At 72.6% G+C, this 13,477-nt stretch carries 10 protein-coding genes; 1 reads left to right on the top strand and 9 read right to left on the bottom strand.

The genetic code is table 11. The features are described 5' to 3' along the window. Positions 1 to 92: 92 nt before the first annotated feature. From ACFWZ5_RS24095 to ACFWZ5_RS24055, 9 genes are all read right to left on the bottom strand, one after another. Positions 93 to 3,191 carry a SpoIIE family protein phosphatase gene (locus ACFWZ5_RS24095; protein WP_384891268.1) on the bottom strand — a complete coding sequence of 1,033 codons (3,099 nt, stop codon included), beginning with the start codon at positions 3,189 to 3,191 and terminating at the stop codon, positions 93 to 95. A 142-nt stretch (positions 3,192 to 3,333) separates the two neighbouring features. Then, positions 3,334 to 3,750: an ATP-binding protein gene (locus ACFWZ5_RS24090; RefSeq protein WP_384799015.1), complete on the bottom strand. Its 417-nt coding sequence runs from the start codon at positions 3,748 to 3,750 to the stop codon at positions 3,334 to 3,336. 607 nt (positions 3,751 to 4,357) lie between these two features. Beyond that, positions 4,358 to 4,744, bottom strand: coding sequence for a (deoxy)nucleoside triphosphate pyrophosphohydrolase (locus ACFWZ5_RS24085; protein ID WP_384798990.1), 387 nt, complete (start codon positions 4,742 to 4,744; stop codon positions 4,358 to 4,360). Positions 4,745 to 4,763: 19 nt separating this feature from the next. Continuing rightward, positions 4,764 to 4,946, bottom strand: coding sequence for an SPOR domain-containing protein (locus tag ACFWZ5_RS24080; RefSeq protein ID WP_384798987.1), 183 nt, complete (start codon positions 4,944 to 4,946; stop codon positions 4,764 to 4,766). A gap of 208 nt (positions 4,947 to 5,154) precedes the next feature. Beyond that, on the bottom strand, positions 5,155 to 6,942 hold the full coding sequence (locus tag ACFWZ5_RS24075) for a purine-cytosine permease family protein (protein ID WP_384798984.1): 1,788 nt from the start codon (positions 6,940 to 6,942) through the stop codon (positions 5,155 to 5,157). 150 nt (positions 6,943 to 7,092) lie between these two features. After that, entirely contained in the window at positions 7,093 to 7,845 is a 753-nt protein-coding gene (locus tag ACFWZ5_RS24070) for a GntR family transcriptional regulator (RefSeq protein ID WP_384798981.1), read from the bottom strand. 146 nt (positions 7,846 to 7,991) lie between these two features. Beyond that, positions 7,992 to 9,332: an alpha/beta hydrolase gene (locus ACFWZ5_RS24065; protein WP_384798978.1), complete on the bottom strand. Its 1,341-nt coding sequence runs from the start codon at positions 9,330 to 9,332 to the stop codon at positions 7,992 to 7,994. A gap of 211 nt (positions 9,333 to 9,543) precedes the next feature. Beyond that, positions 9,544 to 11,127 (bottom strand): S8 family serine peptidase, encoded by a 1,584-nt coding sequence (locus ACFWZ5_RS24060; protein ID WP_384798975.1) that lies wholly within the window; start codon positions 11,125 to 11,127, stop codon positions 9,544 to 9,546. A gap of 284 nt (positions 11,128 to 11,411) precedes the next feature. Further along, on the bottom strand, positions 11,412 to 11,918 hold the full coding sequence (locus ACFWZ5_RS24055; protein WP_384798972.1) for a MarR family winged helix-turn-helix transcriptional regulator: 507 nt from the start codon (positions 11,916 to 11,918) through the stop codon (positions 11,412 to 11,414). A gap of 261 nt (positions 11,919 to 12,179) precedes the next feature. Between ACFWZ5_RS24055 and ACFWZ5_RS24050 the strand changes: the two genes are divergently transcribed. Beyond that, positions 12,180 to 13,427 carry an MFS transporter gene (locus ACFWZ5_RS24050; protein WP_384798968.1) on the top strand — a complete coding sequence of 416 codons (1,248 nt, stop codon included), beginning with the start codon at positions 12,180 to 12,182 and terminating at the stop codon, positions 13,425 to 13,427. Positions 13,428 to 13,477: the final 50 nt, after the last annotated feature.

Genomic DNA, 13,477 nt, shown 5'->3' with positions numbered 1-13,477 from the left:
AACAGCCGGAACGGCGGAACAGCCAGAACGGCGGAACAGCCGGAGCAACCGGAACAACCGGAACAACCGGAACGGTCAGAACAGCGGAACTGTCAGAACAGACTCATCAGCGCCTCGGCCGCGTCCATCGGTGGTGAGTCGCCGTCCGGCAGGGCCAGTTCGAACCAGACGGTCTTGCCGCGGGGGGTGCGGCGTGAGCCCCAGGACTCGCTGAGGAGGTCGACGAGCTGCAGGCCGCGGCCGCCCTCGTCGGTGTCCCGGGCGCGGCGGCGACGCGGCTGGACCAGGCCCGTGTCCCAGACCTCGCAGACCAGGGTGCGGTCGAGCAGGAGGCGGAGCCTGATCTCGCCCTCGCCGTAGCGCAGGGCGTTGGTGACGAGTTCGCTGACGAGGAGTTCGGCGGTGTCGACGAGCGCGTCGAGGTCCCACTCGCGCAGCCGGGCGCAGGCCAGCTCGCGGGCGCGGCCCACCGACTGGGGCTCGCGCGGCAGCGTCCAGTCGCCGACGGCCTCGGCGGGCAGGCCCTGCACGCGGGCCAGGAGCAGCGCGATGTCGTCCTCGCCGTGGTGGGTGTCGAGGGTGTTGAGGACGTGGTCGCAGACGTCCTCGAGGGCCTCGCCGGGGTCGTTCAGCGCCCGGACGAACGCGTTCAGGCCCTCGTCCAGGGGGTGGTCGCGGGATTCGACGAGGCCGTCCGTATAGAGGGCGAGCAGGGCGCCCTCCGGCAGGTCCACGTCGACCTCCTCGAAGGGCTCGCCGCCGACGCCGAGCGGCATGCCGGGGGGCACGTCGAGCATGAGCGCGGGTTCGCCGGGTTCGACGAGGACGGGCGGCAGATGGCCCGCGTTGGCGAAGGTGACGCGGCGGGTGACGGCGTCGTACACGGCGTACACGCAGGTCGCCAGGTACACCTCGGCGAGGTCGTCGGGCGCGGTGCTGCGGGCCGATGCGCGCGTGGCGCGGGCGGCGCCGCGCGGGCCCGCGGGGTTGCCGAGGCCGCGGGCGATCTCGTCGAGCGCGGAGAGCACCTCGGCGGGCTCCAGGTCGAGCAGCGCGAGGGTGCGGACGGCGGAGCGCAGTTCGCCCATGGCGACGGCGGCGCGCAGGCCGCGGCCCATGACGTCGCCGACGACGAGGGCGGTGCGGTGTCCCGGCAGCTCGATGACGTCGAACCAGTCGCCGCCGACCTCGGTGGCCGCGTTGCCCGGCAGATAGCGGCAGGCGATGTCGAGCCCGGCCGCCTCGGGGTCGCCGGGCGGGAGCAGGGACCGTTGCAGTATCAGGGCGCGCTCGTGCTCGCGGCGGTAGAGGCGGGCGTTGTCGATGCAGACGGCGGCGCGCGCGGCGAGTTCCACGGCGAGGGCGCGGTCGCGCTCGCCGAAGGGTTCGCTGCCCTTGGTGCGGGAGAACTGGGCGAGGCCCACGACGGTGTCGTGCGCGACCATCGGCACGGCGAGCGTCGACTGGATGAGCCCGCTGGTGAGGCGCCGGGCGGGCCCGCTGCCGTCGTCGGCGGCGATCAGGCGGGGCCGGGCGGTGCGCAGGGCGTCCGCGCAGGGCGAGTTGAAGGCGAAGCGGTGCACGGAGCCGACGTCGACGGGTCCGGTGCCGTCGGGGAACGGCGCGTCGGAGACGGCGCTCGCGAAGGCGACGCGGCGCAGCTCGGCGCTGCCGTCGGCGAGGCTCTGCCGGACGTGCACGGTCTCGTCGCCGTCGAGCAGGCCCTGGTAGAGGTCGACGGAGGCGAGGTCGCAGAAGCCGGGGACGGTGACGTTGAGCAGTTCGCGGGCGGTGGTCTCCAGGTCGAGGGAGTTGCCGATGCGGGCGCCGGCCTCGTTCAGGAGGGCGAGGTTGCGGCGGGCGTGGGCGGCCTCGCGGGCGGCGGCGTGCCGGCTGGTGACGTCGTTGCCGAGGCCGGCGATGCCGATGGGGCGGCCCGAACCGCTGTGCACGCGGTAGAGGTTGATCGACCAGTGGCGGCGCTCGCCGCCGCCGGGGACGGGCCCGACGATCTGCATGTCGGTGACGGCCTCGCCGGTCTCGAGGACCCGGCGCAGGGCGGCCTGCATGCGGTCGGCCTCGCCCTGCGGCAGATAGTCGTGCACGGTGCGGCCGCGGTGGTCGTCGACGGCGCCGCCGAAGACGGCCGCGAAGCGGCGGTTGGCGCGCTGCACCTTGAGGTCGGTGCCGAACAGCAGGAAACCGAACGGAGATTGACCGAAAATGGCCTGTGAGGCGGCGAGGTCCGTCTCGATCTGCCGCAGGGCGCGTACGTCGACGACGATGCACACGGCGGAGCGGTCGCCGTCCGCCGTGGTGGCGGGCATGACGTAGACCTCGGCGACGCCCTCGCGGATCCCGGCGCCGCCCTCCTGCAGGTCGCCGTAGCCGTCCCTGAGTCCGCCGCCGGTCGCGGGCATCCGGAAGGGGACCGAGCCGGTCCACTCCCGTCCGTCGAGGATCTCGGCCATCTTGCGGCGGCCGCGCGGACGCAGCTCGGCGGGGACGAACGCGTCGATCGGGTCCTTGCCGACGGCGTCCCGCGCGCTCACGCCGAACAGCCGCTCGGCGCGGCCGCTCCACTGGTCGACGAGCCCGTCGGGCCCGATCGAGAACGACGCCACCTTGATGTAGTCGTAGAGGGACCCCGGCGGGCTGCTCTGCCAGACGATGTCGTCCTGTGTGGGGCCCCGGTCGTCGACGCGCGGGGGCGCCCCGCCCGCGCCGCGGTGACGCGCGTCGACGTCGTCACGGGCACCGGCTACGCCACGCGCCCCACCGGCGCCTACCGTTCCGGTCGCGTCAGCTTCTACGCCACCGCTGTCACTCGTACGCGCGCCGCGCACCGCGTCCTCTCCGGCTCCCTCGCCCGGGCCGCCCGGGCCGTCGCCCGCACCGCCGTCACCGCCGTCACCGTCGTCCGCGCCGCCGTGGCCGGCGCCGCCGTGGGCGCGGCCGTCCGCGGGAGCGGACGCGTCCTCGCCTGCGGCGTCCCCGGGGCCGTGGTCCACGCCGCCACCTGCGGTGACACGCACTGTGCCGCCGCCCGCCGCGGGCTCCGTGGTTCCGGCCTGCTCCGGCGGAGCCGGATGCCCCGCCCGTGCCGTCGGCCGCGTCGAACCCGTCGCCTTCGCTGGTATCTCGCTCACGCGAACCGTCCCCTCCAGCTCACCGCATCCGGCACCGGTCACCGGATGTGGCTGCCCGCAGTATCCAGCACTACGGGGCCGCGCCACACGCCGTTCACGATCACAGCACGGACTCAACCCTTTTTGGCCCGTGACCGCCTTGCGCCTGGTCCGTGCACTTGTACGTACCGACGCTCCCTGTCTTCTAACCGGGCAGCGCCAGCTCGAACCACACCGTCTTCCCCTGCGTCCCCGTCCGCCCCGGACGCGTGCCCCAGCGCCGCGACGACCTGGCGACGAGCTGGATGCCGCGGCCGCCCTCGTCGTCGGGGGCTGCGGTGCGCTCCCGCGGCGGGTCGGGCACGGGGTCGGAGACCTCGACGAGCAGGGTGCCGAGGGGGCCCGTGGGGCGTACGAGGCGTACGACGATGGGGCCCGACGCATAGCGCAGCGAGTTGGTCACCAGCTCGCTGACCAGCAGCACGGCGACATCGCCGAGGGGGGCGAGGTCCCAGTCGCCGAGTTGTCTGCGGACGACGGCCCGGGCCGTGCGTACGGCTCCCGGGTCCGCGGGAAAGTCCCACTCGGCGCAGTCGCCTTCGGTGTCGATCACGCCGATCACTTCCAAGCCCGGAGGCGGACCAGTGTCCGGTTTCATGGGGTTAATGGGCACATACCCGATATCCCGGGGGAATTACCGCGTCCGAGGTGGCACTGTGGCACGAACGGCGTACGAGGCGCGCGCGTCCTCTGGCGCGGCCGCCCCCAACCATCCGTCACGCCCCGCCCACCACCAACCGCCCCGGCCGCACCCGCCGACGGCACCCAGCCCCCACGAGGAGCGCCCACCCCCTGGCAGGGCAGAAACGGGCGGGCGGGTGGGAAACAAACCGCCGCGGTAGCGGCGGAAACCCCCCACCGGCCCGCACCCGCCCACGACCGCGGCGCACCGCCCACCGCCCGCTCCAGGTCGGACACGCCCCCGCCCCGCCGCTCCGCGGCGGGATCCACCCCGCCCGCCCACCCCATTCGCTTCCCCCAGCCCCGGGGCGGATGCGACGCGGAAGCTACCCGCCCACCCGCGGGGGCGAACGTCGCGGCACACCGGACGGACAGTCAGCCCGGCGATGACCGCGAAGACCCGCAGTCGCCGACGGCGCGCGGCCCCCGCCAGGGGCGTTCACCCCGAGGACAACTGGAAACGGGCGGGCGGGCGGGAAAGGAACCCGCTAGACGGCGAGCGCACGGACCGCCGGCACATCCCCCGCCAGCCAATCCACCCCCCACACCTCATCAGGCTCCAGCCACCGCACCGCATCGTGATCCTGAAGAGCCCGCACCTCCCCCGCGACAAGCCGGACCCGCCACACCCGCATCACGTACCCGCGCCCGAGCGGAAACTCCCCCGGCACCCGCGCAACCGGCTCGGCGTCGACGCCGAGCTCCTCCTTCAGCTCCCGGACCAGCGCATCCTCGTCCCGCTCGCCGGGCTCGACCTTGCCGCCGGGCAGCTCCCAGCGCCCCGCGAGCTCCAAAGGCGCGCTGCGGCGCGCGGCGAGGAGCCGGCCCCGGTCGTCGTACAGGGCGGCGGCGACCACCACGATCCGCTCAGTCATGCGCCGGAGCTTACGGCGTTCACCGACCGCCGTTCTGCTTCAGCCTCTCGACCCAGTAGAGCTGCTGATGACCGCGGTCGTCGAGGCTGTCGGCGATCTTCTGGGCCTCGGCCTTGGTCGCGTACCTTCCGACACGGTAGCGGTTGCCGTTGTCGTCCTGCCGTATCACGAGCCAGGGAAGAATGACCGTCCCGTCGTTCATGCCGTCCCTCCGCTCCCCGCCCCCGGCGCACCCCACGCCTCGATCAGTAAGGAAACCGCAATCCGCATATGCCCGAGCTTACGCCCGACCTTTACACAGCGGATACGACTTTGCACAAAGAGATACGCAATCGGCCAGCGCGAAGGGGGCGCACCCCGATGGGTGCGCCCCCTTCGACAGCCGGGCACCGGCCGTGACAAGCCCGAACTCAGCCCCCTTTACGCCCTGTTGACCCCGGCGCCCCGGACGCGAGCGCCCCCGGCACGGTCGGCACCGGCAGCAGCACGGGTGCCACCGAGGGCGACCTGCGGCAGACGTCTCCGCAGTGCGCGTCGAGCGAGCAGCACAGCGAGCAGATGGGCCCGGAGTGGGCGGGACAGTCGGCGATGTCGGGGAGTTCGTACGCGGTCTCGCACACCGCGCAGGTGTGGGTGGCCGTGACGTCGGCGACCTCGACGTGCGGCCCGTTCACCGGATTCGGCCGCGCCAGGTAGTACCGCCCCCGCGTCGCCCACGCGATCAACGGGCAGAGCACCAGGGCGAGTCCGGCCGCGATGAAGGTCGAGAACGCCTCCGCGTACCGGCCGAACAGGCCGAAGAACGCCAGGATCGACACTGTCGAGGCCAGCACCATCGCGCCGAATCCCGCCGGGTTCACCGCGTACAGATACGCCCGCTTGAACTCGATGTACGGCGGGCTCAGCCCCACCCGCTTGTTGATGACGAGGTCCGCCGCCACCGCCACGATCCACGCGATGCCCACGTTCGCGTAGAAGCCGAGCAGCTTGTTGAGGGCCGCGAACATGTTCATCTCCATCAGCGTCAGCGCGATGGCGAGGTTGAGGAAGATGTACCAGACCCGGCCCGGGTGGCGGTGGGTGACGCGGGAGAAGAAGTTCGACCAGGACAGCGAGCCGCTGTACGCGTTGGTCACATTGATCTTGATCTGGGAGACGATCACGAAGACGGCCGCGGCGGGCAGCGCGAAGGAGCGGAGCCAGGGGCGCAGCGCCTCGATCTGCGGGGCGACGGGCTCCAGGGCGTGCGTCTTGCCGACGGCTTCGAGGGCGACGAAGGCCAGGAACGCGCCACCCAGTTGCTTGGCGGCGCCGATGATCACCCAGCCGGGCCCGGCCGCGAGAACGGCCAGATTCCAGCGCCGCCGGTTCTCCTCGGTCCTTGCGGGCATGAAGCGCAGATAGTCGGCCTGTTCGCCGATCTGGGCGATGAGGGAGAGCGCGACGCCCGTACCGAGCCCGAAGCCGATCCAGGAGAAGCCGGACCCCGCGCCCTCGGTCCCCTCGAAGGAGCCGAAGGCGCCCCAGGCGTCCGGGGCTTCGAAGGCGAGGACGAGGAAGGGCAGGACAAGCCCGATCAGCCAGATCGGCTGCGTCCACGCCTGGACCTTCGCGAGCGCACCCATGCCGCGGAAGACGATCGGGATGACGATCAAGGTCGTCACCAAGTAGCCGATCTCCACGGGGAGTCCGACGGCCTGGTGCATGGCCTGCGCCATGATCGAGCCTTCGAGGGCGAAGAAGATGAAGGTGAAGGAGGCGTAGATGAGCGAGGTGAGGGTCGAGCCGAAGTAGCCGAAGCCCGCGCCGCGCGTGATCAGGTCCATGTCCAGGCCGTACCGCGCGCAGGCCCGCGCGATGGGGATGCCGGTGCCGAAGATGATCACGGCGGCGGTCAGGATCGAGGCGAGTCCGCTGGTGAAGCCGTACGTGAAGACGATGGACGCGCCGATCGCGAAGTCGGCGAGGTAGGCGATGCCGCCGAGCGCGGTGGACGCGACCACGGTGGGCGACCAGCGGCGGAAGGAGTGCGGGGCGTAGCGCAGCGAGTAGTCCTCGCGGCTCTCGTCGGCGGCGAGCTTGGCGTAACTGCGGCGGGGCGGCGCACCGTCCGCCGTGACCGGGGTGGTCGCGGTGGCATCGGTGGCCACGGTGGCCGCGGTGGAGCGCGCGGCCATCCCCGTGTCCGTCTCCGTCATGAGGGCTCCTGTCTTCCGACCGACCGGGCTGCGGGTACGCAGGGGGAAGCTAGGAGCCGCGCGTGACGGCGCGGTGCGGTGCGGCATTGCCCGGGTGTTACGGAAGCCGGGCGGGCGTTAACTCGCGATCACGCCGCTCGCGGTGCGGGGTCAGCGGACGGGCAGGTGGTAGGCGACTCTGTACCGGTCGGCGGGGACGACGATGTCGGCCGTCTCCACGGGGCGCCCCGAGGCGTAGTACGTGCGCTGGATGACGAGGACCACGTGGCCGGGGACGCCGCCGAGGGCGAGGAGCTCCTCGGCGAGGCCGGGGCGGGCGCCGACCTCCTCCGCCACGTTGTCCACGACCACGTCGATGGCGGCCATGCGGTCCACGACGCCGCAGCCGCCGAGGGGGCCCTCCTCGGGGAGCATCACGGGGGTGCGGCCGGTGACGGCGAGCGGCTCCCAGGAGGTGGAGAGCATCATCGCCTCGCCCGCGTCCCGGAAGACGTACTTCGTGCACATCACGCGGTCGCCCGGGCGGATGCCGAGCCGCTCGGCGACCGCGCTGCTCGCGTCCGCCTGCTCGCTGCGGGACTCCCAGGTGCCGCGGGTGCCGTCGGCGGCCTGCTCCTGACGAAAGGGCGAGGAGGCGCCGGGGCCGCGGAATCCCGTGCGCGCGATGCGGCGCGGGACGGGGCGCTCGCGCACGTACGTGCCGGAGCCGGAGCGGCCCTCGACGAGGCCTTCGGCCATCAGGACCTTGCGGGCTTCGAGAGCGACCGTGTCCGATACGCCGTACTCCTCGCGGATTCTGGCCTGCGAGGGGAGACGGGTGTGCGGAGGCAGCGAACCATCGGTGATCTTCTTGCGGAGATCACCCGCGACGCGCAGATACGCCGGCTGCTCACCGAAAGTCACTGGCCACTCCCATCAGGTTGACAGACAGCAACAGCGTGGCAACCGTCGGTTGTTGGCCGCAACCCTAGGCCAAGGAATCACCCGAAGTGATGATTTCCTGGCCCGCGGGGCTTTACGTCCGCCCTTGCAAGCGTTATAGCGATCAACTAAGCCCTTTCCCCGGGGAGTTGACGCACAGGCGACCGATCGGTGAAGCGGTCGAGGAAGCCGTCGATGGCCGCCCGCGCGAGCTGACTCCCCCAGCCGCCCCAGTTGACGTCGAAGCAGTGGTCGGCCCAGGGCAGTTCCACGTACGTCGCGTCGGCCCCGACGGCGGCCAGGCGCCGCGCGAGGTCGCGGGCCTGCGCCACCGGCACCGCCCGGTCGGCGCTGCCGTGCAGCAGCAGCGTGGGCGGCACGCCGCGGTGGACGAGCCGCGCGGGCGAGCCGAGGCGGTAGCGCTCGGGCGCCGTGGCCGCCGAACCACCCATCAGGCGCGGCATCGCCGAGTCGCCGCGCAGCACGGTCCGCTCGATCAGGTGCCGCATGTCGGTCGGCCCGTACAGGGACACCACCCCGGCCACCGAACTGTCACGCACCGCACACGCGGGCCCCGTGCGCCGCTCACGCTGCGTACCCCCGCCGTGGGCGGCGCCCCGCACCTGCGTGAACGCGGCGGCGAGAGCGAGGTTGCCGCCCGCCGAACTGCCCGCGAGGACAAGGCGGTCGGGGTCGACGCCGTACACGCGCGCGTGCCGCCGCACCCAGCCCACCGCGCACCGCACGTCACCGATCTGGTCGAGCTGGGTGTGGCGCGGCGCGAGGCGGTAGTCGATGTCGAAGACCGACCACCCGCGCGCGTTGAACCACCGGTTCCAGCGGGGCGACTGGCTGCGGTGCCCCTTGGTCCAGCCGCCGCCGTGCACCCAGATCACGGCGGGGCGGCGCACCGCGGGCCGCTTGGGGAGCGCCCACAGGTCGAGCCGCAGTCGCTCGCCGCCCACGCGCGCGTACGTGAGGCCGCGCCCCCGGAAGGGCACCTTGGCGTAGTTGACGCCGCCGTCCAAGTACGCGCCGACGCCCAGCGGTTGCCCGTACCGGGCCGCCGTCCGGTACGCCGCCGCGTACGGCATCGTCCCGCACACCAGCGCGCCGAACGCGGTGAGCGCCGCGACGGGTGCCCACCAGGGGTGGCGCCGTGCGGCGAGGGCGGCGGCGCCGAGTCCGGCGAGCGCGGGCGGCACGAGGACCAGGCTCCAGGAGGTGACCGCGACGGCGACGACGACGAGCGACGGGATGCGCGGCAGGGGTGCGACGACGAGGACGGTGAGCGCGGCGTTCAGGAGGCTGAGGGAGATCAGCAGGGCACGGGTGGCGTGGGCGGCGCGGCGGCGGACGGGCCGCACGACGGGGCCGTCGGCGGGGGCGTGCCCCCGCTCCCTGGGCGGGTTGTCCGGCGTCACTGGTCCCGGTGCGGGCGCGGAACTCGGCGTCAAGACGGACGTCACACCGAAGAACTATCACAGAAGCGGACAAAATTGACTTAAGGTCACTGACTCGGCGGCACGCCGCACCCCGTCCCGTCCCGTGCCTCACCTCCCTCTGCACGCCTCGTCCTCGCGGCGGGCCGGGCCGGGGCCCGCTGCCACGCCGCGAGGACGGGGTCATGCACGTCCGCGGACGCAGTCATGCGCGTACGCGGAAGGAGTTACGCCTCACTCAGAACTGCAGCCCCCAGGAGTCCAGGGTCCCGATGTCCTGCGCGGCGTTGTCGGAGACCCGCAGCTTCCAGGTGCCGTTGGCCGTCTCGGACGACGCGTTCACCGAGTACGAGGTGTTGATGTCGTCCGAACTGCCGCCGACCCCGAAGTCCTTGAGGACGTACGCGGTGCCGTCGGGGGCGAGGAGTTCGACCTTCAGGTCGCCGATGTACGTGTGCTTGATGGCGACCGGCACGCCGAGCGTCGCCGGGGCGTTGCCCGGGACGCCGGTGACGTCGATCGGCGACTCGACGGTGGAGTTGTCGGTGATCGCGAAGTCCGTGCCGTTCTCGAACTTCGGTCCCGGCGGGTTGGTGCCGCCGCCACCCACGTACAGCAGGCGGTTGGGCGAGCCGGTGCCGGGGCTGCCGACGACGTTCGGGGTCGCCGCGTCCACCAGGGCCTGGGAGACCTGGGCCGGGGTGGCTGACGGGTTCTCGGCGACGTACAGGGCCGCGGCGCCCGCGACGTGCGGCGAGGCCATCGACGTGCCGGAGATGGTGTTGGTCGCCGTGTCGTTGGTGTTCCACGTCGACGTGATGCCCGAGCCCGGGGCGAACAGGTCGAGGACCGTTCCGTAGTTGGAGTAGCTGGCCTTGGCGTCGGTGTTGGTGGTGGCGCCGACGGTGATGGCCTCGGTGACGCGCGCGGGCGAGCGCGTCGAGGCATTGGTGGTCTCGTTGCCCGCGGCGACGGCGTAGGTGATGCCCGCCGCGATGGAGTTGCGGACGGCCGTGTCGAGCGCGCTGTCGGCCGGGCCGCCGAGGCTCATGTTGGCGACGGCGGGCTTGGTGGCGTTGCGCGTCACCCAGTCGATGCCCGCGACGACCTGGGCGGTGGTGCCGGAGCCCTGGTTGTTGAGCACGCGCACGCCGACGATCCTGGCCTTCTTGGCGACGCCGTGCGCGATGCCGCCGACGGTGCCCGCGACGTGCGTGCCGTGGCCGTGGCCGTCCTGCGCGGTGTTGTCGTTGTCGATGGCGTCGTAGCCGTCGACGGCGCGGCCGCCGAAGTCCTGGTGCGTCTTGCGGACGCCGGTGTCGATGATGTAGACGGTGGCGCCCTCGCCGGCCTTGTCCGGGTACGTGTACTTCTGGTCGAGGGGGAGGTTGCGCTGGTCGATGCGGTCCAGGCCCCAGGACGGCGGGTTGGGCTGGGTGGTGGCGACGGTGTACGTGCGGTTCTGCACGACGGACGTGACCGCCGGGTCCGCGGCGAACTTCTTCGCCTCGGCCTCGGAGGCCTGCACCTCGTAGCCGTTGAGCACCTTCTTGTACGTCCGCTCGATGTCGGCGCCGTACTCCTTGGCGAGGGCCCGGCCCTTGGCCGAGTCCGCCTTCGCGGCGTCCTTGTCCAGCGTGACGATGTAGCTGTTCGCGACCGCGCCGGGCGCGCCCGCGTACTGGATCCGGCCTTCCTTGGCGTGCGGCTGCGCGCTCGCGGGCAGGGCGGATACGACTCCGAGGGCGACGGCCGTGGCGGCGGTCAGGGCGAGGGTGCCCGTGCCGGCCAGTCTTCGGCGGGTGTGACGCATCGCTGCCATCCGAGGGGTCCTCCTCAATCGGTGGTGCGCTGGTGGGGGCTGCGGCGGAGACGACCAGCCATGGGCAGGGGCATGACAAGGCAATGGCTCCATGCCTACGCCGAGTTGATCAATGTTCAACTCTCCGTCGCCGACGAAAGATTGACCGATCCATAGGAATCCCACAAGGGCCGGGTTCGGACGTAACGGAATTGCCATGCACTTGCCATGGCCCGGCATCACGCCCGCCCCTCGGCCCCGCCCGCCGAACTCCAGGGGCCGCCGACGAGCCCGCCCCCGCCCGGCTACGTGATCGACGTGTCCCCGTGCCGCTCCAGGAAGGTCCGCAGGAGCCCCGCGGCGCTCGCGACGTCCTCGGGGTCGAGCCCGTCGAGCAGGCGGGCGTAGTTGCGCACGTGCTCGGCCATCAGCGTGTCCGTGAGCTCCTTGCCGTGGTCGGTGAGGCGGATCTTGACGGTGCGCCGGTCGGCGCCGTCCCTGACCCGCTCGACCAGGCCCTTGGCCTCCATGCGGTCGATCCGGTTGGTGATCGCGCCGGAGGTCACCATGGCCGCCTTGAGGAAGGCGCCCGCCGTCAGGGCGTACGGCGGACCGGAGCGGCGCAGCGTCGTCAGGACGTCGAACTCCCCGTTCTCCACGCCGTGCTCGACGAAGAACGCCTTCAGCTCGCGGTCCAGGACCCGGTTCATGCGCTGCACCCTGGCGATCAGATGCACCGGCCACAAGGCGTCGATCAGCTCGGGCCGCTCCTTCTCCCACTGCTCGACGATCGCGTCCACGGCGTCGCTCATGCCGGTCACTCTCCTTCTGACTCCGACCCTGGCCCGGCTCTGGCCCGGCCCTGGTCCGACTCCGGTCGGTTCCTGCCGATGCTCGCATTCTCAACGAGCATCTTCTCAATGTTAAGACACTTGACGTTGAGCGAACCCTCATGCTTTTATCTTAGCGTTGAGACTTTCAGTCTTGAGAAGACGAAGGCGAAGACAACGCACAGGAGCACGGCGGCCACCACTGCCACCGGCTGCCGCACACCACTTGCTTCAGGGGGTTCCATGTCCACCACCACCGCGCCCACCGCCGCACCACGCGCCACGGCCGTCACCACCGCCGCCGCCAAGGCCACCCGCACCCGTTCCGGCCAGGTGCCCATCCTCTGGCTGGCACTGCTCGCCACCCCCGTGGCCGCCGGCGCCAACGCCCCCGTCCTGATCCTGCCGGACATGGCGCGCTCCCTCGGTGTCGCGACGGCCACCGCGACCTGGCTGGTCACCGCGTTCGCCTGGGCCATGGCTGCGGGCACCCCGCTGCTCGCCGGACTGCTGCGGCGGCGCGGCCTGCGCCCGGTGCTGCGGCTGAGCTCGGGCCTCGTCGTCGGCGGCACCGCGCTCGTCGCCCTCGCCCCCTGGCTGCCGGTGGCGCTCGTCGGCCGCGCGGCGCAGTCGCTCGGCGGCGCGGGCCTGGTCGCCATCGCCATGAGCCTCGCGGGCAACGCCCGCCGCATGGGCGTGATCAGCTCCGGCTTCGGCGTCCTCGGGGCCGCGGGCCCGCTGCTCGGTGCGACGCTCACCGACGCGGTGTCCTGGCGGCTCGCCCTCGCGGTGTCGTCCCTGGCGGTCCTCGCGGTCCCGGCGGTCGCCCGGTACGCGAAGCAGGCGCCGCCCGCCCAGGGCCGCTTCGACGCCCGCGGCGCCGGACTGCTCATCGCCCTCGCCACGTCCCTGATCCTGCTGCCCACCACGCCGCTCCCGGCCCTCGCCGCCGCCCTGGTCTCCGCGCTGCTCCTCGCCCTGCACATCCGCCGCCGCCCCGAGGGCTTCGTACCGGCCCGGCTGCTGCGCTCCCCGCTCTTCGTGATCTCCGCGGTGCTCGGCAGCACCCTCGCCACCTCGTACTTCACGCTCCTGTTCACCGTGCCGCGCCTCCTGCAGGACCGCGCGGGCTGGTCGAAGGGCGCGATCGGCACCGGCCAGATGGTGACCCTGCTCGTCGCGTCCGCCGCGTCCTGGCTGCTCGCCGCGGCCTCGGCCCGCATCGGCCGCACGGCGGTCCGCACCGTCCTGATCTCGGTGGGCGCGGCGGCGGCCGTCACCGCGGCCCTCGCGACCTCGGGCCCGCTGCTCCTGATCGCGGCCGGTGCGGCGGCGTTCACGGCGACCGGCGCCAACGCGACGCTCTCGGTGCACGCGGCCTCCGCCACCACCGACGCCCAGCGCCCCACCGCGATCGGCCTGTTCGCCCTCAGCTACCAGCTCGGCGGCGCCTTCGGCCCCGGCCTCGCCACCCTGCTCGTCCTCGGCTAGGGCGTGTCTTTTGGATCAGGCCGGATCAGCCCGCGGCGTCTGGTGCGGTG

This window comes from Streptomyces sp. NPDC059003 (assembly GCF_042740445.1).
Taxonomy (GTDB): domain Bacteria; phylum Actinomycetota; class Actinomycetes; order Streptomycetales; family Streptomycetaceae; genus Streptomyces.
This window is presented reverse-complemented; position numbering and strand designations above follow the sequence as displayed.